The 20261-nt window shown below is 36.9% G+C and carries 17 protein-coding genes and 1 tRNA gene; 11 read left to right on the plus strand and 7 right to left on the minus strand.

Annotation, left to right across the window (positions count from 1 at the left end):
- Positions 1-141 precede the first annotated feature (141 nt).
- Positions 142-218 (minus strand) — tRNA-Asn (locus tag CPT03_RS15715).
- Between the two features lie 140 nt (positions 219-358).
- Here CPT03_RS15715 and CPT03_RS15720 point away from each other — a divergent pair.
- Positions 359-1279, plus strand: a complete 921-nt coding sequence (locus CPT03_RS15720) for a PfkB family carbohydrate kinase (protein ID WP_099441145.1) — start codon at positions 359-361, stop codon at positions 1277-1279.
- A gap of 45 nt (positions 1280-1324) precedes the next feature.
- Here CPT03_RS15720 and CPT03_RS15725 read toward each other — a convergent pair whose 3' ends face one another.
- Positions 1325-1561: a cytochrome b5 domain-containing protein gene (locus tag CPT03_RS15725; protein WP_099439721.1), complete on the minus strand. Its 237-nt coding sequence runs from the start codon at positions 1559-1561 to the stop codon at positions 1325-1327.
- Complete coding sequence (locus tag CPT03_RS15730; RefSeq protein ID WP_099439722.1) at positions 1561-2232, minus strand: lycopene cyclase domain-containing protein; 672 nt, start codon at positions 2230-2232, stop codon at positions 1561-1563. The genes CPT03_RS15725 and CPT03_RS15730 overlap by 1 nt, the downstream gene beginning before the upstream one ends.
- Before the next feature lie 139 nt (positions 2233-2371).
- Between CPT03_RS15730 and CPT03_RS15735 the strand changes: the two genes are divergently transcribed.
- Positions 2372-2902: an SRPBCC family protein gene (locus CPT03_RS15735; protein WP_099439723.1), complete on the plus strand. Its 531-nt coding sequence runs from the start codon at positions 2372-2374 to the stop codon at positions 2900-2902.
- A gap of 250 nt (positions 2903-3152) precedes the next feature.
- On the opposite strand, the gene CPT03_RS15740 is transcribed toward CPT03_RS15735, so the two are convergent.
- Together CPT03_RS15740 and murB are read right to left on the minus strand one after the other, a co-directional pair.
- Positions 3153-3683, minus strand: coding sequence for an RNA polymerase sigma factor (locus tag CPT03_RS15740; RefSeq protein WP_099439724.1), 531 nt, complete (start codon positions 3681-3683; stop codon positions 3153-3155).
- 169 nt (positions 3684-3852) lie between these two features.
- Positions 3853-4869 carry a UDP-N-acetylmuramate dehydrogenase gene (gene murB / locus CPT03_RS15745; RefSeq protein ID WP_099439725.1) on the minus strand — a complete coding sequence of 339 codons (1017 nt, stop codon included), beginning with the start codon at positions 4867-4869 and terminating at the stop codon, positions 3853-3855.
- 184 nt (positions 4870-5053) lie between these two features.
- Between murB and CPT03_RS15750 the strand changes: the two genes are divergently transcribed.
- The 6 genes from CPT03_RS15750 (at position 5054) to CPT03_RS15775 (ending at position 13057) form a co-directional block, all read left to right on the plus strand.
- Positions 5054-5659 (plus strand): TetR/AcrR family transcriptional regulator, encoded by a 606-nt coding sequence (locus CPT03_RS15750; protein WP_099439726.1) that lies wholly within the window; start codon positions 5054-5056, stop codon positions 5657-5659.
- A 195-nt stretch (positions 5660-5854) separates the two neighbouring features.
- Positions 5855-6460, plus strand: a complete 606-nt coding sequence (locus CPT03_RS15755; RefSeq protein WP_099439727.1) for a TetR/AcrR family transcriptional regulator — start codon at positions 5855-5857, stop codon at positions 6458-6460.
- A 21-nt stretch (positions 6461-6481) separates the two neighbouring features.
- Positions 6482-7825 (plus strand): TolC family protein, encoded by a 1344-nt coding sequence (locus tag CPT03_RS15760; protein ID WP_099439728.1) that lies wholly within the window; start codon positions 6482-6484, stop codon positions 7823-7825.
- A 2-nt stretch (positions 7826-7827) separates the two neighbouring features.
- Complete coding sequence (locus CPT03_RS15765; protein WP_099439729.1) at positions 7828-8895, plus strand: efflux RND transporter periplasmic adaptor subunit; 1068 nt, start codon at positions 7828-7830, stop codon at positions 8893-8895.
- A 46-nt stretch (positions 8896-8941) separates the two neighbouring features.
- Positions 8942-12130 (plus strand): efflux RND transporter permease subunit, encoded by a 3189-nt coding sequence (locus CPT03_RS15770; protein WP_099439730.1) that lies wholly within the window; start codon positions 8942-8944, stop codon positions 12128-12130.
- Positions 12131-12235: 105 nt separating this feature from the next.
- Positions 12236-13057 (plus strand): hypothetical protein, encoded by an 822-nt coding sequence (locus CPT03_RS15775; RefSeq protein ID WP_099439731.1) that lies wholly within the window; start codon positions 12236-12238, stop codon positions 13055-13057.
- A 36-nt stretch (positions 13058-13093) separates the two neighbouring features.
- Here the strand turns inward: CPT03_RS15775 and lpdA are convergent, their stop codons facing one another.
- Positions 13094-14500: a dihydrolipoyl dehydrogenase gene (gene lpdA / locus CPT03_RS15780; RefSeq protein WP_099439732.1), complete on the minus strand. Its 1407-nt coding sequence runs from the start codon at positions 14498-14500 to the stop codon at positions 13094-13096.
- A gap of 114 nt (positions 14501-14614) precedes the next feature.
- Between lpdA and CPT03_RS15785 the strand changes: the two genes are divergently transcribed.
- The 3 genes from CPT03_RS15785 to CPT03_RS15795 all read left to right on the plus strand — a co-directional run bounded on the left by CPT03_RS15785 (position 14615) and on the right by CPT03_RS15795 (position 18943).
- Positions 14615-16492 carry a CocE/NonD family hydrolase gene (locus CPT03_RS15785; RefSeq protein ID WP_099439733.1) on the plus strand — a complete coding sequence of 626 codons (1878 nt, stop codon included), beginning with the start codon at positions 14615-14617 and terminating at the stop codon, positions 16490-16492.
- Positions 16493-16496: 4 nt separating this feature from the next.
- The gene (locus tag CPT03_RS15790) at positions 16497-18152 is read left to right on the plus strand and encodes a M1 family metallopeptidase (protein WP_099439734.1); all 1656 of its coding nucleotides are present in this window, start codon (positions 16497-16499) and stop codon (positions 18150-18152) included.
- Between the two features lie 62 nt (positions 18153-18214).
- Positions 18215-18943, plus strand: a complete 729-nt coding sequence (locus CPT03_RS15795) for a head GIN domain-containing protein (RefSeq protein ID WP_099439735.1) — start codon at positions 18215-18217, stop codon at positions 18941-18943.
- 70 nt (positions 18944-19013) lie between these two features.
- On the opposite strand, the gene odhB is transcribed toward CPT03_RS15795, so the two are convergent.
- Positions 19014-20246 (minus strand): 2-oxoglutarate dehydrogenase complex dihydrolipoyllysine-residue succinyltransferase, encoded by a 1233-nt coding sequence (gene odhB / locus CPT03_RS15800; RefSeq protein ID WP_099439736.1) that lies wholly within the window; start codon positions 20244-20246, stop codon positions 19014-19016.
- Positions 20247-20261: the final 15 nt, after the last annotated feature.

Here is a 20261-nt window from a genome sequence, read left to right on the forward strand (position 1 = left end):
TAAGGATCACTAAAAATACAAAGCTATATTTTTAATCATTGCTCCACAACTTTTGGCATTGATCCCATTATCTACCTGACTAACAATAGATTAGAACAAAAAAAAGAGGGCAAGCGACCGTTTTACCGTGCTTGCCCATTATGGCTCCCTCTGCTGGGCTCGAACCAGCGACCCTCTGATTAACAGTCAGATGCTCTAACCAGCTGAGCTAAGAAGGAGTCTGGTCTTCCAAAAACGCTTCTGATGCACTCTTAAGAACGCATCGCCTTGTTCGTTTTGGGAATGCAATATTAGGGGTTTTAATTTATTTATGCAATATTTGCGGAGAAAAAAAATTAAAAAAAAACAATTATTTCATATGAGCCTGATAATCATAGGTACTGTAGCTTTTGATGCAATCGAAACTCCTTTCGGAAAGACAGATAAAATAGTAGGTGGTGCCGCAACTTATGCAAGTTTAGCTGCTTCTTACTTCTACAATAAAGTAAAAATTGTTGGTGTTGTAGGTGATGATTTTCATCAAGAAGACATAAATACTTTTACAAACCATGGAATTGACACAGAGGGATTGCAGATAAAAGACGGAGAAAAGTCTTTCTTTTGGTCCGGAAAATATCATAATGATATGAATAGCCGCGACACCTTAGTTACTGAACTTAATGTTCTGGAGAACTTTGACCCTATTATTCCTGATAGCTACCAAGACTGCGAGTACTTAATGCTAGGCAACCTTACTCCTATTGTTCAGCAAACTGTTATCAAACGTCTGAAAAATAAACCTAAATTAATCGTTTTAGATACAATGAACTTTTGGATGGACATCATGATGCCTGATTTGCTGGAAACGCTTAAAATGGTAGATGTACTTACCATCAATGATGAAGAGGCACGTCAACTGTCAGGAGAGTATTCGTTAGTTAAAGCTTCTCAGAAGATTTTGGCAATGGGGCCTAAGTATCTGATCATTAAAAAAGGCGAACATGGAGCCTTGTTATTTCATGAAGATAAAATTTTCTCGGCTCCGGCTTTACCATTAGCCGAGGTATTTGATCCGACTGGTGCAGGAGATACTTTTGCAGGTGGTTTTATTGGCTACATGGCTAAAGTAGGGACTGTTAACTTTAACAATATGAAAAATGCCATAATTTTTGGCTCTGCCCTTGCTTCTTTCTGTGTAGAGAAATTTGGAACTGAAAAGATCTTAAATTTAACAGCAGAAGAAGTTACTGCACGCGTTCAGGAATTTGTAAACCTAAGCTCATTTTCAATAGAATCATAAGCTTCTACAATTAAGTACATAAAGAAATACAAACAGATAGATTCTTTATGTACTTAATTTCCCAATTGCCGTAAACTTTTCAAACACCATCTCTGTATGCGGAGCATCGGGCAACTCATCTGTCAGATCCTGACCGGCCCAATGTTCATAATGCTTTCCATTCCTCCACATTCTACTATCTGTTACATCATAAATAACTCCTTTATAGGCAATCCATATTTGTGGCTTATCCTGTCCGTTGCGCAATGCAAGCTGTTGCTTTGTGTAAATTGGCAGCTCCATTAGGCTTTACTTTTAAGTACTTCAAATAAATAAACACTTGTCAAAAGAACACTCATAAGATAAAAGAAGGATTCAAATGGAATCGGGCCTAAGGTTAGGTTAATAGTTTTATCAATTGCATAAGTTAGAATTGGCAAACCCCCAACAAACATATACAACAAACAAAAAGGGATAAGCAATACTACATAAGCCCTATAAAACTTATATGTAAACCTAAGCTTGTTTACATACTCTACATAAAAAAGTAATATGAACAGCATAGAAAAGGTAACAACACAATATAATTTACTGTGGGCAAAAAATAGCATTGCAATTAGCAACCCCAACAATAAATTACTGATGGAAAGACTGAATTTTTCGAGGTTATTTTTGGGAAAATGCGCATTCAAAACCACATAGATATTTAGCCCGGCAAAAGCCAAAACAAAGTGAAACATAATTTCTTCAATGGGCAATTGAAGAATATTAACTCCAACAGTATATTCAGGATTAAAAAAGAATATTTTAAATTGATTAAAGAAAAGTGCAGCACCCGAAAATACAACTCCTGAAACTAATACTGCCGGAGCCATATGCTTCCAGCTTCTCATAGGGTTTGCTTTTTTATCCAAAACCAACATAAATGACAAAAGAAGCAGCATCAGATTGATCAGTAAATAGAAGTAATTCATGTATGAAAATTAATTTAGCTTCAAAAATATGATTTTGATACAGTTAAACAACCTTATCTCCTACCTATACATTCTAAAAATTAATTGTTTGCCCAATAAAATTTTTTAAGTTAATTTTAAGTAACCAAAACAAATAAAAATGAAAATAATTAAAGTTTTAGCGGGCATTATTGTAGTAATCATTGCCCTCTTTTTTATCATTGGTTTCTTCCTTCCTAAAACTTACAGCGTAAGCAGATCCATTGAAATTAACAAACCTGACAGCATAGCCTATCAGAAAACATTAAATTTTAACGATTTTGGATTATGGAACCCATGGATGCAAATGGACAAGACTGCTAAGCACACGGTAACGGGCGATGGTGTTTCTGTAGGTTCAAAATTTAGCTGGGAAGGAAAAGAAGTAGGAACCGGAAGCATTACAATTGAAAAACTTAACCCAAACAAGCAAATCGACGAAAAACTAGAATTCATTAAACCATTTCAAAGCACTGCAACAACCTCGTTCTATTTTGAGCCTACCGCCAATGGCAGCACAAAAGTAACCTGGGACTTTAGAGGAGAGAATACATCTATTTTCTCAAAATGGATGTCGCTCGCATATGACTCCATGATCGGAAAAGATTACGAAAAAGGATTAGCCAACTTAAAGGCCTTTGTAGAAAAATAGTTAAACCAAAAAAAAGCGGGTGCCTTGTTTGGAGGGCACTGAAAAAGTCCTTTACAAAAATGGGGCAGTTCATAAATCATGAATTGCCCCATTTTCATTAAGTTGTAAGAAGTTTTTCTAGTTAAAATTTTCTGTAGCCGCCCCTGAGATGGTCAAATTCAATTATTTCATAATTTTATTTCTCTCGGTTATTTTCGAGCCACTTTTTCAGTGCCCTTCTTGTTTGACACCCGCTTTTTTTTTGAATTTCTTAAACTATATCAGCTCCAAGAACATCTTTAGAGTATGTTTTTAGATACTTTTTTAAAATCTGTCGGGCAACATGTATTCTTGTTTTCACAGTACCAATAGGAATGTTAAGCATCTCTGCAATTTCATGGTATTTGTACCCTTCAAAATACTTAACAAATGGAATATGATATTCTGGCTGTAAAGTAGCCAGAGCCTTATTAATATCACCTATAACAAACTTGCTGTCGCTGGTGTTTTTAGAAGCACTGTAATGAAGATTTGCCGAAGAAATATCATCAGACTGAGTAATTAATGCATTTGTTTTTACCAAACGGCGATAATTATTAATGAAGGTATTTTTCATAATCGTAAACAACCATCCTTTAAGGTTTGTTCCTTCTTTGAACTTACTATAATAAGTTACAGCCTTCAACATAGTATCTTGTACCAGGTCGTTTGCATCTTCAATATCTTTTGTAAAATTTAAAGCGAATGACTGTAGAGAGACCGAGTGGTCATTTAATTTGAGGTTGAATTCATTTTTTGTCATAATGTTTTAAGTTTTAGGGTTTATAAAAGCAAACAAACAAAGTTTTAAGAGTGGCGCTCACCAGTTTGTTTAATATTATACTCAAAAACATATACAACTTATGTACCAAAAAAAAGATCCCAATGTTATCAAATTAATTTTCGGCGCCCACTGTATTGAATGGGCGTTGTCACAGGATATTTACTTCCCTTTCCAACTTAACACCAAACTTGGCATCCACATTATTTATAATTTGTTCTGAAAAACTATACACTTCCTCGCCAGTTGCGCTACCGTGGTTAACCAGAACCAAGGCCTGATTTTTCCATGTTCCTGTTTGCCCAACAACAATACCTTTAAACCCACACTGTTCTATTAACCAGCCTGCTGCAAGTTTAACCTTATTATCAGGGGCCGGATAGTGAACTACATTTGGGTGTAAAGACTTTACAATTTCAAATTCATCTTTTGTAATAACGGGATTTTTAAAAAAGCTCCCGGCATTCCCTATTGTAGAAGGATCAGGGAGTTTGGCAACCCTTATTTCCGAAACAACATCAGAAATATCTTTAATGGTTGGAGTAGCAATACCTTTATTACTTAATTCCTCCTGTATAGCACCATATTGAGAATTAATTTTTGCCGACTTACTTAGCTTAAAGCTAACCGAGGTAATGATGTATTGTCCTTTAAGTTCATTCTTAAAAACACTATCTCTATATCCAAAACGGCAATCTTTAAAATTAAACACTCGCTTTTCTGAAGTCGCAATTTCATAAGCTACACAAGATTCAAAAACATCCTTTAATTCCACACCATAAGCACCAATGTTTTGTATTGGTGAAGCCCCCACAGTGCCGGGAATAAGGCTAAGATTTTCTATACCGGCAAAACCATTTTGAACACAATATTTTACAAGATCATTCCAAACCACTCCTGCACCAGCCGTAACAACAATCTCATCCCCTTTTACAGCACTGGAAATTCCAGGGATACTTATTTTCATTACCAATCCCTCAAAATCCTTTGTAAACAAGACATTACTTCCCCCTCCCAGAACCAGTAAGCTCTGTTGCTTCATTAGATCCGATTTTAGCACATCCAAAAGATCCTGTTCTGAAAGGATTTCAGCAAAATAATTTGCATCAACAGATATACTAAATGTATTGTAAGGCTTTAATGATTTATTCTTTTGCACGTTTAACATAGAAGTTTCAACAGATTAAGTAAACACTGCAAATGTAATCGATAAGCCCTGTAATAAACATGTTAAAATCAATATTTAAAAATTTTGACTATTTTTCATGAAATTTTAGCTCAGCAGCATCCTTTTACTATCAAAGGTTGTTGAGGTAACTTCAAGAACAACAAGGGAGAACATTAATATTTCTATGGAAAATCAGGATAAGAAAAGAATTTTAATTATCGAAGCCGCATTAAAAAGATTTGCTCATTATGGATTATCAAAGACCACAATGACAGAAATTGCCAAAGATATTTCTTTTTCAAAAGCACTTCTTTATTATTATTTCCCTGATAAGTTAAGCCTGTATGTAAATTCTATTGAGCACCTGATGCAAATAATGAGCAGAGACTTAGTCAAATCCATTGATAAAACCACAACGGCAACAGAGGGTGTACTTAAGCTACTCCAAAAGCGTCAGGCTTACATTCAGAAATATTATAATCTATTTGAATCTAATCAGGTAATTAGTACAGAACTACCAGAAGGACTTTATGAAAAATTCCAAAGGGCACGAACTTTCGAAGCAATTATCATTGGCTCTCTTTTTAACAGGGGCATAGCAAGTGGGGAATTAACAATAGAAGACCCTAAATTAGCTACAGATGTATTCATTGATGCCCTCTCAGGCATCCACTTCAACATCCTTAGCAAGGATAAAATTATGTTCCCCGGCAAAGAACAATTCAAGCAAATTTTTGCAAAAGAAAAAATGCTCGCAGAGATTTTCCTGGCTGGCTTAAGAGCAAAATAACTTAAAACACTTGTCCTTATTTCATCGTTGACATATTCGTAAAAGACTGTCAACCACACAATTCTTTCTAAAACAAGCTTGATTCTGTCATTAATTTGTCAGTTTAAAGGGATTTTAACACTAAAATTCTTCAAGTAAAATAATGGCAGTATTTTTGACTGTTGAAATAAAAAAGTCAAAAAGTAAAAAAGTAAAATGGTAGAGATTGATAAAAAAAGGGATGCTATAATTGAGGGGGCTATTAAACGATTTATACATTATGGAATTAACAAAACCACAATGAACGAGATCGCCGATGATCTATCAGTATCAAAACCTTCTTTATATTATTATTTCCCTGATAAAAACAGCTTAGTATTTGGAGTTATTGACAAGATATTTTCAGATTACTTCGAAATTATTGAAAAGGACAAATTAACTGAAATGTCTATCCAAGAGCGTTTGACCGGCTTCATAGAAGTTAAACATCGTTTCTTTCAAAAATACTATATGCTTCATTTATCTGGAGGCAGCCCGGATTCATCCTTAAATTCTGATGAATTAAGACAACATTTCATGAAAATGAAATCGAAAAATGAGAATTTCCATGCAGACATCTTCAAAGCCGCAATGGATAGAGGTGAATTGGCTTTGGCCGATCCAAATAAAATAGCAGAGCTATATCTTGATAGTTTAGCCGGAATAACTTCCCTGTGTATTTTACATGGCAACAAAGAGCTATTGCCAAGCAAAAAAGAGATGAAAGCAATGTTAGATAAACAAATAAATCTTTCGAATATATTCCTTAAAGGACTAAAATAAACAGACTACTAATTATATCATATGAACACTATTATTAAACAGATAAAAACAATTCCCCTCTTATTGCTGGGTTTGATATTATCAAATACAGTTAGTGCACAACAAACGCTTAGCTTAAAAGATGCACTAAACTATGCCATCGAAAACAGCGCAAAAGTAAAGAAGTCCAAAATGGACATTGAAGGAGGCAGGTATAAAGTGCAAGAAGTAAGAGCACAAGCTTTGCCCCAAATTACAGGTAATGCAGGTTTAACTTACAACCCTATTATTGGTCAATTAGTAGCAGATATAGGAGGCACAACACAATCATTTAAGATGGGTCAAAAATGGAATTCCACTGCTGGTGTGCAACTTTCTCAACAACTGTTTAACCAACAAGTTTTTACGGGATTACAAGCTGCCAGATCGAGTGAGGAATACTATAATCTTACCTCTCAGTATACAGAAGAGCAAATTATAGAGTTGGTAGCCGGCAATTATTATCAGGTTCTGGTAAACAGACAACAGATGAATGTAATTGACACCAACATTAAAAACGTAAAGGTAATTGAAAACATCATCTCTAATCAGTACAAAAATGGTCTGGCTAAAAAAATTGACGTTGATCGTATTAAAGTTAACCTTACCAATTTGGAAACACAACGCTCACAAATTTTAAATGCCATTACACAATTGGAAAACCAGTTAAAATTCTCGATGGGTATGCCTGTAAGTGCAAACATTACTTTACCTAAAACAGAACTTACAGAAGTAACGCAATTGCCCGAACTTTCAGACTCACTTAATTTCGACAATCGCACAGAAATTAAACTTTTAGATAATCAGGACAAACTTTTATCCCTGCAACGCAAAGCTTATGTAGCAGAATATTACCCAAGTCTTGCTCTAACAGGTAATTATACTTATTCAAGCCAAAGTGGAAGTTTCGACTTTTTAAAATCAAGCAATACTGCAATAGGTTTTGGCTCTTCGGCGGTTGGTTTAACGTTAAAAGTACCCATTTTTAATGGATTCTTAACCCGTTCAAAAATCCGTCAGGCCGATGTTGATATCAGAAAAGCCAAAGAAGATAGAAGAGAATCAGTAAATTCATTAAACTTAGCGTATGAAAATGCTAAAATCCAGCTGCGCAATAATATAAATACAATTAATGCACAAAAGAAAAATGCACAACTGGCAGATGAAATTTACAGAAGTACCCAAAACAATTACAATAATGGTTTGGCAAATCTAACAGATCTATTAGACACTGAAAATTCACTTACTGAGGCTCAAAATAGCTATATACAGGCTCTATTAAATTACAAAATAGCCGAAATACAATTAATCAAATCGAACGGAAATATTAAATCGCTAGCAAAATAGAAATGAAAAGAGTAATTATTATAATTGTTGTAATTGTTGTCGCCCTTGGCGGAATAGCTTATGTTTTAAGCAACAATAAAAAGAAAAACGAAGCAAAAACGGCTTTCATTGCACAAGGTGGTGGCGCTGTAGCTGTTCGAATTGCAACGGTCGAGAAGAAAGTAGTTGACCTTGACTTTGTTGCCAATGGAAACTTTGTACCTAAACAAGAATTAAACTTCCTTTCAGAAAATGCTGGCAGGGTAAGTAAAATCTATGTAGATGAAGGTGATCATGTAACTAAAGGACAAGTTTTAGCCCGTGTTGATGCTGAAATTATCAATACTGATAAAGAAACAGCAGCAGCAAACTATCAAAATGCATTGCGAGACGAAGCCAGATACCAAAGCTCATATGAAACTGGTGGTGTAACCCAACAGCAATTGGATCAGGCTAAATTAGCAACTCAAAATGCAAAACTACGCTTGCAAGCCTCACAACGTAAAGTAAGTGATGCCAACATTAAAGCGCCAATTACTGGTATAATTAATAAAAGATACATTGAAGTTGGGGCATTCGTAAACACGCAAGGAACTCAGTTATTTGAGATAGTAGATGTTTCTAAATTAAAACTTAGGGTAAACGTTAACGAATCGCAGGTTGCTAACCTAAAAATCGGAGATAAGATTGACATCAAATCTTCTGTTTTTCCGACAGACAAATTCAATGGTAAAGTTACTTTCATTGCAGCAAAGGCCGATGAAACGTTAAACTTCCCTATCGAAATTGAAGTAGACAACAATGCAAAAACCAGCTTAAAAGCCGGAATGTACGGAACAGCTGTATTCAACTTCCCTAAGCAGGCTCCAGGCATTTTAGTCCCACGTACTGCTTTTGTGGGCAGTGTAAGTAGCAATCAGGTATTTGTGTTAGATAAAGCAAACAATACTTCTAAAATCCGTCAGGTAATTGCAGGCCGTATTCTAGGCGATTCTGTTGAAATCCTTGATGGACTTAATGAAGGAGAAACTGTAATTACAAGCGGACAGATTAACTTGGCTGAAGGCACTCCTGTAAGCATTGTAAAATAAGTTAATGATCGCGATTGCCAATCGCAACACGCAATAAAAAAAGAAAATGAAGATAACAGACATATCGATAAAAAGGCCCTCCCTGGTAATTGTGGTATTTACCGCGCTTACTCTATTAGGGCTATTAAGTTACTTTTCGTTGGGCTATGAGTTATTACCAAAATTCTCAAACAACGTTGTATCTATTTCAACCATTTATCCCGGAGCCTCTCCTTCTGAGGTTGAAAATACCGTAACTAAGAAAATTGAAGATGCGGTATCATCAATGGAGAACATCAAAAAAATAAACGCTGTTTCATTTGAGAGTTTATCAACAGTTACAATTACGTTAACTGATGCAGCCAACATTGATATTTCATTAAATGATGCTCAACGTAAGGTAAATGCCATTCTTTCTGATTTACCTGAAGATGTGAAAACACCTTCGTTAAGTAAATTCTCTTTAGATGACTTACCGGTAATCACGATGTCAGCTTCTGCAGACATGGATGATATTAACTTCTACGATTTAATTGATCAAAGAATTGCCCCGGTTATTTCCAGGGTTAGCGGGATTGCACAGGTTAACCTTATTGGTGGATCTGAAAGAGAAATCCAGGTTTCATTAGATGCAGATAAATTACAAGGCTACAAGCTTTCTGTACCTCAAGTGCAGCAGATGATTTTAAGTTCAAACCTAGACTTCCCTACCGGAAGTGTTAAAACAGAAAATCAAGACGTTTTAATTCGTTTATCTGGTAAATACAGGAATCTTGATGAGTTAAGGAACCTTGTTTTAACAACTTCAAAAGATGGCGCACAAATTCGTTTGGGTGACGTTGCCGACGTACAAGACTCTAAAAAAGAAACTGAAAAACTGGCGCGTATTGACAGAAAAGGTGCAATTGCCATACAAATCATCAAACAGAGTGATGCAAATGCGGTAGAAGTAAGTAAAGGTGTGCATAAAATCATTGAGAAACTAAAAGTAGAATACGCTGCAAATAAACTTAACATTAAAATTGTTAACGACAGCTCTATCTTCACTTTAGAGTCTGCGGATGCCGTTATTCACGATTTAATTCTGGCAGTTGTACTGGTAGCATTTGTAATGCTATTCTTCCTACATAGTTTACGTAATGCATTAATTGTAATGGTATCCATTCCAGCATCATTAATTGCAACGTTTATTGGTATTAGCCTATTTGGCTTTACTTTGAACCTGATGTCCTTATTAGGACTATCTCTTGTGGTTGGTATTCTTGTAGATGACGCTATTGTGGTTCTGGAAAATATCCAACGACACATGGAGATGGGCAAAAATAAAGTAAGGGCCGCATCTGATGCAACACGGGAAATCGGTTTTACAGTTGTATCCATTACCCTTGTAATTGTGGTTGTATTTTTCCCTATTGCAGTAAGTACAGGTCTGGTATCTAACATTCTACGTCAGTTTTGTGTGGTTGTAATTATCGCAACATTACTTTCATTACTAGCTTCATTTACCATTGTGCCCCTACTTTTCTCAAGATATGGTAAACTAGAGCACATCGAAGGCAAAAATGCATTCGGCCGTTTTATCCTTTGGTTTGAAAAACAATTAAAAAAATTCACTCATTGGGTTACAAACATCCTAACATGGTCGTTAAATCATAAAAGACGCACCATCGTAGCGGTTGTTGTATTATTTGTTGGGGCAATGTGGTTAGCTGGTGCGGGCTTTATTGGTTCAGAGTTTTTCCCTAAATCTGATAAAGGCGAGTTCTTAATTCAAATTGAATTACCAAAAGATGCACCCTTGTCGCAAACAAACTTTTACACACAAAAAGCAGAAGCATTTTTAGATAAACAACCAGAAATCACACAGTTAATTACTACTGTAGGTCAGGCCAGTGGAGATTTCGGTGGAACTCAGGCCACAGCCTATAAATCGGAGATTAACGTAAAACTGGTTGAACGTAAGGAACGCGAGGGTGTCTCATCAGATATTTTTGCAACCAAAATGAGCCGCGCACTTTCTAAAGAATTGGTTGGTGCAAAAGTTAAAACGGTACCAATTAGTATTTTGGGTATTGCTGAAAACGCTCCGATACAATTAGTAGTAATGGGTTCTGACCTTGATAGCGCATTAAAATACGCTGAAGGTGCACAAAAAGTACTTGCAACAATTCCGGGTGCAACAGAGATTAAGTTATCTGTAGAAAAAGGAACTCCTGAAATTAATGTTCAGGTTGATCGGGATAAAATGTCAGCACTTGGACTAACATTACAAACCGTAGGTTCTACCATGCAAACAGCTTTTGCGGGCAATACAGATGGTAAATACAGAAAAGGCGAATACGAGTACGACATTAATATCCAATACCAGGATTTTAACAGAAAAAATGTTGACGATGTACGCAACCTTATCTTTGTAAATGCAAGTGGAGCGCAAATTAAACTATCGCAGTTTGCAACAATTACTGAAGGTTCAGGACCAAGTCAGTTAGAGCGTTTAAACAAATCAACCTCGGTATCTGTTAAAGCACAATCAATAGGTAGACCTACCGGAACCGTAGTTGCTGAATTTCAATCGAAGTTAGAGGAACTGCAAAAAAATGGTAAGCTAAAAGCTCCAATTGGCGTAAGTTATGCATGGGCAGGAGATCAGGAAAATCAGGCTGAAGGTTTTGGTACTTTAGGTATTGCCCTACTAGCCTCCGTAATTTTGGTTTATTTAATTATGGTGGCTTTATATGATAGCTTTGTCTATCCGCTGGTAGTAATGTTCTCTTTACCACTTGCATTAATCGGAGCCTTCCTTGCTCTTGCTTTAACAAACAATTCAATTGGTATTTTCACCATCTTAGGTTTAATTATGCTAATGGGTTTGGTGGCCAAAAATGCGATTATATTGGTCGATTTTACAAACCACATGAAAGCAGAAGGAAAATCGACAATAGAAGCATTAGTTTTAGCTAACCACGCACGTTTACGTCCCATCTTAATGACAACCATAGCCATGATCTTTGGTATGCTACCAATTGCCCTGGCAAGTGGTGCCGGTGCCGAATGGAAAAATGGACTAGCCTGGGTTATTGTTGGTGGTCTAACCAGTTCACTGTTTTTAACATTAATTGTTGTACCGGTAGTTTATCTGATCTTTGATATAATATTAGATAAATTAGGGTTTAACAAAAAAGGAAAAACAATTGATGAAATGTTAGAAGAACCATACGACCATAAAGATGTTTTGGAGTATGACCTTGCTGAATAGCATTATAAATCTATAATAACAACAAAAAGAGGAACCCTAAAAAGTTCCTCTTTTTGTTTTAAAAATTAAAACAATTATAATTGTTTTGTTGTAATTACAGGAAATATGCTGAAGCACATAACATTACTTCTGCTGCTATGCAGCTTTTTATTCGATATAAAAGCGCAGCACCCTCCGGTTTTTGAAGGAATGGTAACCGATACAAATGCTATTGCACTAAACGATCTAAACATCAATCTTGTAAAATATAGCTATGGAAAACCAAAGATTAGTTTTTTGGCCATACACGATGATGAAGATACTGGTGTAAAAGCAGCTTTTGAGTACATTCAGTTTAATGGTGGCAGTATTATTGATTGTCAGTATGGAGGTACCAGAAACTTTAAATTTTCTAAGGATGGTTTTAATTTCCAGACAGACCCCAACAGCATATATACACAGGAAGGAATTATTATGGGGCTCGTAAAATATGGAAATGTAGATAATGACGAGGTTCTAATGCAACTTGAACGAACAGGAAATCTAATCCTTACCTATTACAACCCTAAAAAATTAGGATACATTTTCACACTACACAATAATGCAGATGGTGGATTTGGCATTTCATCTTACCTGAAAGGTTATGAACTCGAAAGTGCAGCTGATTCCGTATTCATCAATTTTGAAATGGATAATGATGATCTTATTCTGGTAACCGACCTGAAGTTATTTAATCGTTTAAAACAAGAAAAGGTAAATGTGATATTGCAATCACCTGATGCCCCCGATGATGGCTCCCTATCTGTTTACGCCATGGGAAAAAACATCCCTTACATAAATGTAGAAGTTCAGCATGGCCATCAATACGAGAATCTAAGGCTTATTGAAATTGCGGTAAAAGCCTTATACGATACCTACCCTGCTTTAAAAACAAAGGCCTTAGAATAATATCCTAAGGCCTTTGTTTTTAATAATCTATACCTATTAAATATGTATAGCTCTGTTTTCTGTAGCGGCCATAGCAGCCTCTTTAATAGCTTCGGTATATGTTGGGTGTGCATGGCAAATTCTTGCAATGTCCTCTGCAGAGGCACGGAATTCCATAGCAACTACGGCTTCAGCAATCATGTCCGCAGCACGGGGACCAATCATATGAACGCCAAGGATTTCATCCGTTTTAGCGTCAGCCAATACTTTCACAAAACCATCAGTATCCATACTTGCCTTAGCTCTTCCACTAGCTTTAAAAGGGAATGAACCTGCTTTATATTGAACACCTTTTTCTTTTAATTGTTCTTCAGTATAACCTACAGAAGCAACTTCTGGCCAGGTATAAACTACACCTGGAATAAGGTTATAGTTGATATGTGGTTTTTGTCCGGCTAATCTCTCAGCTACATAAACACCTTCATCTTCTGCCTTATGCGCAAGCATAGCACCTTTAATTACATCACCAATGGCATAAACTCCGGGCACCGAAGTCTCAAGATGCTCATTAACAGGAATTTTATTTCCCCTCTCTTCAGTTTGGATACCTATATTTTCCAAGCCTAACCCGGCAGTATAAGCCGTGCGTCCTACAGCAACAATGCAATAATCAGCTTCAAGTTTTACTTGCTCTCCTTTAGCATTATCTGCTGTAACAGTAACCTTTTTCCCTTTTGTAGTTGCACCGGTAACTTTATGACCCATATAAAACTCCATGCCTAAAGATTTCTTTAAAACACGTTGTAGCTCTTTACCCAAACCAGCATCCATAGTACCGATAATAGAAGGCATAAACTCAACAACTGAGACTTTTGTACCTAAACGGGCATAAACAGAACCTAACTCCAAACCAATTACACCACCACCAATAACAATCATTTGCTTTGGCACTTCAGTAATATTCAAAGCTTCAGTTGAAGTAATGATACGTTTTTTATCAACAGGTAAAAAAGGAAGCGCAGTTGGTTTAGATCCTGAAGCAATAATTACATTCTTAGCTGTTACTGTTTCAGTTTTACCATCAGCACTGGTAACTTTTATAGTATTCTTATCAACAAATGAACCTACTCCTTCAAAAGTATCTATTTTATTCTTTTTGAAAAGATATTGAATACCTGCAGTATTTTGAGCAACCACATCATTTTTGCGGGCAATCATCTGCGGCATATCAACCTTTAAATCTTTAAGATCAATGCCATGGGTTTTAAAAGTATGAGCAGCATTATGAAAATGCTCCGAAGAATCTAACAATGCTTTAGATGGAATACAGCCAACATTTAAGCAGGTTCCACCAAAAGTTTTATATTTTTCTATAACTGCCGTTTTTAGGCCTAATTGGGCACATCTTATTGCTCCAACATAACCGCCCGGGCCCGAGCCAATTACAACTACATCGTATTGCATATTAAAGGTTTTTTTTATTAAACAAAGTTAGTAAACCTGAGGCAAAATCTGACACTTATTAGCCTAAAACATTTCCATTTACTATATTTACTATTTATAACTTATTAACCCATAATGGCCCGTATTAAACTCCTTTGGCTTGCTGCTATCCACATTTTTACATTCTCATCTGTCTTTGCCCAGCAATCAGACTCAGCATATGTAAAAGAAAATTACACTAAGATTGAACGTAGTATTACCATGAGAGATGGTGTGAAATTATTTACGTCGATCTATATTCCAAAAGATAAAACAAAAAAGTACCCTTTTCTGATCAACAGAACGCCGTATACCGTAGCGCCTTACGGAGCCGACAAATACAAAACCAGTTTAGGCAACTTTCCGGCAATGATGAGAGAAGGATTTATATTTGTTTATCAGGATGTGAGAGGAAAATGGATGAGCGAGGGCACGTTTGATGACATCAGGCCCCAGGTAGCCAAAAAGAAAAGCAAAAAGGATATAGATGAGAGTACCGATACCTACGACACTATTGACTGGCTGGTAAAAAACATAGCTAACAACAATGGTAAAGCAGGTATTTATGGCATCTCTTATCCTGGATTTTACTCCACCACATCCCTGCCCGGAGCACATCCGGCGCTAAAGGCTGTTTCGCCACAGGCACCTGTTACGGATTGGTTTCGTGGCGACGATTTCCACCACAATGGAACTCTGTTTGTAGCTGATGCTTTTAGCTTTATGAGCACATTTGGTGTCCCAAGACCAAAACCTATAACACCTGATAAAGGCCCAAAAGGTTTTCAATTCCCAATTCAAGACAACTATCGCTTCTACCTCGAATCTGGTTCAATTAAAAACCTAAAGGATAAATACTTTGCCGATAGCATTAAATTCTGGAATGACCTTTTTGCACACCCAAATCTGGATACCTTTTGGCAGGCAAGAAATATCCAGCCCCATTTAGTTAATGTAAAACCGGCCGTTATGGTTGTAGGTGGTTTCTTCGATGCCGAAGATGCCTATGGCACCTTTGCAACGTATAAAACCATTGAGCAGCAGAATCCAAATGCAAATAACATTCTGGTTATGGGCCCTTGGTATCATGGTGGTTGGGTACGTAGTACAGGAAGCAGCTTTGGCGATATTCAATTCGGACAAACTACGAGCACATATTATCAGGAAAATTTTGAACTTCCTTTCTTCAAACATTACCTTAAAGGCGAGGGCGATTTTAATGCTGCAGAGGCAAATATATTTGTAACTGGCAGCAATGAATGGAAAAAATTTAATACATGGCCACCTAAGGATACTGAAACTAAAAACCTGTATTTACAGCCTAACGGAAAACTGAGCTTTGAAAAAGTTAAAAGAACAGATAGCTGGGATGAATACGTTAGCGACCCTAATAGTCCTGTTCCGTATCAGGATGGAGTTCAGGCCAGAAGAACACGAGAATATATGATCGATGATCAACGCTTCGCTGCCCGCAGGCCAGATGTTAAAGTATACCAAACTGATACATTAACCGAAGACATTACGCTAACCGGCCCCCTACTAGCCAATCTTGTTGTATCTACAACAGGTTCAGACGCGGATTATGTAGTTAAACTAATCGATGTTTATCCAGAAAATTCCCCAAATCCTACACCAAATCCAAAAGATCTGATCATGGGTGGCTACCAAATGCTGGTTCGCGGAGAAATTATGCGCGGAAAATATCGTAACAGCTTTGAAAAACCAGAAGCAATTAATCCCGGAGAAATCACTAAGATCAACTACACTCTTCCTGATGTTGCCCACACCTTTAAAAAAGGCCATAGGATTATGATACAGATACAAAATTCATGGTTCCCGCTTGCCGATAGAAATCCTCAAAAATTTATGGACATCTATCAGGCCGAGCCAGCTGATTTCCAAAAGGCCACTCATCGCATATTCCATGATGTACATAACTCTTCTTCACTAAGTGTAACCGTATTAAAACAATAAGTAAATGAAGAAGCTATTATTCAGCACCATTGCCATGCTTTGTGTAATAACTTTTGCAAAAGCACAGCTACTTAACGGAGTCCAGAAATCTTCAAGGGCCGATAGTCTTAGAGGCGCTCTTACCCCATTAAGAACCTGTTATAATATTAATTACTATCACCTGGATGTTAAAATCAATATAGATGATAAATCCATAAGTGGAAGTAATGAATTTAGATTTACTGCAACTCAAAACTTCAGCAAACTACAATTTGACCTGTTCTATAATCTTAATGTCGAGAAAGTAGTTTTTAATAATGAAGAACTACCTTTCAAAAGAGAATTCAATGCTGTATTCGTAACCTTTCCTAAAGAAATTAAAAAAGGAGCAAAAGAAAGTTTCACTGTATACTATTCCGGCAGTCCGGTAATTGCAAAGAATCCGCCATGGGATGGGGGTTTTATTTTCACTAAAGATAAATCTGGCAATCCTTGGGTTTCTGTAGCCTGCCAGGGCTTTGGTGCAAGCTGCTGGTGGCCCAACAAAGACCACCAAAGCGATGAGGTTGATAGCATGCTGATCAGTATCAGCGTACCTAAAGACCTTCAGGATATTTCCAATGGCCGATTAAGAAACATAGTTCAAAAACCGGACAACTACACCCAGTATAATTGGTTTGTAGCCAACCCAATAAATAACTATAATGTGACCTTTTATGTTGGCAAGTATGTCCACTGGTCTGATCAGTTTCAGGGCGAAAAAGGCAACTTATCTATTGACTACTGGGCACTTAAGGAAGATAGCCTTAAAGCAAGGCCCCACTGGAATGCAGATGTAAAACCTATGCTAAAATCTTTTGAGCACTGGTTTGGCCCTTATCCGTTTTATGAAGATGGTTATAAGCTTGTACAATCCCCTCATTTAGGTATGGAGCATCAAAGTGCAGTAGCCTATGGCAATCAATTTAAAATGGGCTATCTCGGAAGAGATTTATCAGATTCAGGCTGGGGTTTAAAATTCGATTTCATTACTATTCACGAAAGCGGACACGAGTGGTTTGGAAACAATATCACCTCCACAGATATAGCTGACATGTGGATTCATGAAGCATTTACAAACTACTCTGAAACCCTGTTTACAGAATCTGAACATGGAAAAGAAGCCGGAACAGATTATGTTGTAGGCATCAGACGCAATATCCAGAACGACATTCCAATCATTGGGCAATACGATGTTAACAAAGAAGGATCGGGCGATATGTATTACAAAGGAGCAAATATGATCCATATCATCCGTCAACTGATCAACAATGACGAGAAGTTCAGGAACATATTGAGGGGTTTAAACAAAGTATTTTATCATAAAACAGTTACCACTAAGCAAGTAGAAAACTACATCGCAAAGCAATCTGGCCTAAAGTTGGACAAGATATTTGACCAGTACCTACGTTATGCCAATATCCCTACTTTAGAATATAAAATTGAAGGTTCAAAATTATCTTACCGTTGGCTGGCAGATGTAAAGAACTTTGACATGCCTGTTAAAGTAACCCTAAAAGAAGGTGCTTTTTCGCTTTTGCACCCCTCAATGCAATGGAAAACGGCTGAATTAGGCAAAGGCATAACAGAAAATACTTTTAAAGCAGACCGTAACTTCTATATTAAACTTAAAAAATCATAGAAATTTCTAAAATAGTGCAACTAATTCCATTTCTCTGCGTCTTATAGAAAAACCTAAACAAAATGAAAAAACTAAGTTCAATATTAATCCTGGCATTCTTAGCAGTCGGAGTGACAAGTAAGGCTTCTAACCTAAGTACTACCAGCGCTACCTACCATTCAAACCAACAGAGACAGGTAAGCAATTTTACAGGTATCGAAATTGGCGGTTCTATTAACGCAAAAGTTAAGCTTGGGAACACAGAAAGTCTTAGACTGGAAGGCGATCAGGAGGCTATAGAAAACCTTATTACTGAAGTAAAAAATGGTGTGCTAACCATTAAACCAAAAACGAAATGGAACGATTGGTTTAAGAAATTCAAAAACGCAAAAATAACAGCCTATATCACAGCAAAAAAGATCACATCATTGGGACTGGGTGGTTCAGGAAGTATAGATGTTGAAGGAACAATCAATTCTTCTTCATTAAGTGTTGCTGTAAGTGGCTCTGGAAACATCAAAGCCTCAGCTAGCGTAAATAGCTTCGAGGGTGCAATCAGTGGTTCCGGAGACTTGTCAATTAATGGAAAAGCCAAGAGTTCAGAAATTGCTATTAGTGGTTCAGGTACATTCTCTGGAAAGAATTTCTCAGTAGAAACCATTTCAGCCCATGTAAGCGGCTCTGGAAATATTTACATTGATGCACAAAAAAGCATTGATGCCGCAATAAGCGGATCAGGAAATATAAGCTATTCAGGCAATCCTACAATTCAGAAATCCGTATCTGGATCTGGAGGCGTTAGAAAGATATAAACAAACACGCAATTAAATAAAAAACCCCAATGCTTAAAAACATTGGGGTTTTTCTATATCGTTTAAGTTCTTAAACTCCTAACAATAATCTGGCTGGATCTTCCAATAATTGTTTAACCCTTACCAAAAAGCCTACCGACTCTCTACCATCAATAATTCTGTGGTCATAAGATAAAGCTACGTACATCATCGGGCGAATTACCACCTCTCCCTTTTCAGCTACCGGACGTTCAATAATATTGTGCATACCTAAAATTGCTGACTGAGGAGCATTAATAATTGGAGTAGACATCATAGATCCAAACACACCACCATTTGTAATTGTGAATGTACCTCCTGTCATTTCATCAATAGTCAATTTGCTATCACGAGCTTTAGTAGCAAGCTCAATAACAGTTTTCTCAATCTGAGCAAGGCTCATGCTTTCTGCATTTCTAATGATCGGAACAACCAATCCTTTAGGCGCAGAAACAGCGATAGAGATATCAGCAAAGTCATTATAAACTATTTCCTCACCGTCAATTTTAGCATTTACTGCAGGGAAATCTTTTAACGCCTCGCAAACAGCTTTAGTAAAGAAACTCATAAAGCCTAAGCCTACACCAAATTTCTCTTTAAACTGATCTTTATATTTGCCTCTTAAATCCATAATCGGCTTCATGTTAACCTCATTAAATGTAGTCAACATTGCAGTTTCATTTTTAACAGTAACCAAACGTTTAGCAACTGTTTTACGCAATGGCGACATTTTCTCTCTGCGCTCATTTCTAGAACCTGCAACAGCAGCTATAACAGGAGCAGCTTTAGCAGCAGCAGGAGCAGCAGTTTTTGGTTGAGATTTCTCAGCAGCCAATGCATCTTCCTTAGTAATTCTTCCATCAACACCAGTTCCTTTTACAGAAGCAGCATCAACGCCTTTCTCAGCAAGGATTTTTCCTGCAGCTGGCGAAGGAGTACCTGTAGCATAATTCTCACCACCTTTTTCAGCAACCGGAACAGCGGCTTTATCTGCAGTAGCAGCAGGTTTTTCTTCCTTAGCAGGTTCTTCTTTAGCTTTAGGTGCAGCACCACCATCTTCAATTTTACAAACTACAGCACCAATGGCAAGTGTATCACCTTCGGCAGCTACTGTTTTTAAAGTTCCGGCTTGTTCTGCAGTTAATTCAAACGTTGCCTTATCAGATTCCAATTCGGCAATTACTTCGTCCATTTCAACTACATCCCCATCGTTTTTTACCCAACGTGATAAAACAACTTCGGTTATCGACTCGCCTACTGGCGGAACTTTTATTTCTATACTCATAACTGATGTATTATT

This window comes from Pedobacter ginsengisoli (assembly GCF_002736205.1).
Lineage (GTDB): Bacteria > Bacteroidota > Bacteroidia > Sphingobacteriales > Sphingobacteriaceae > Pedobacter > Pedobacter ginsengisoli_A.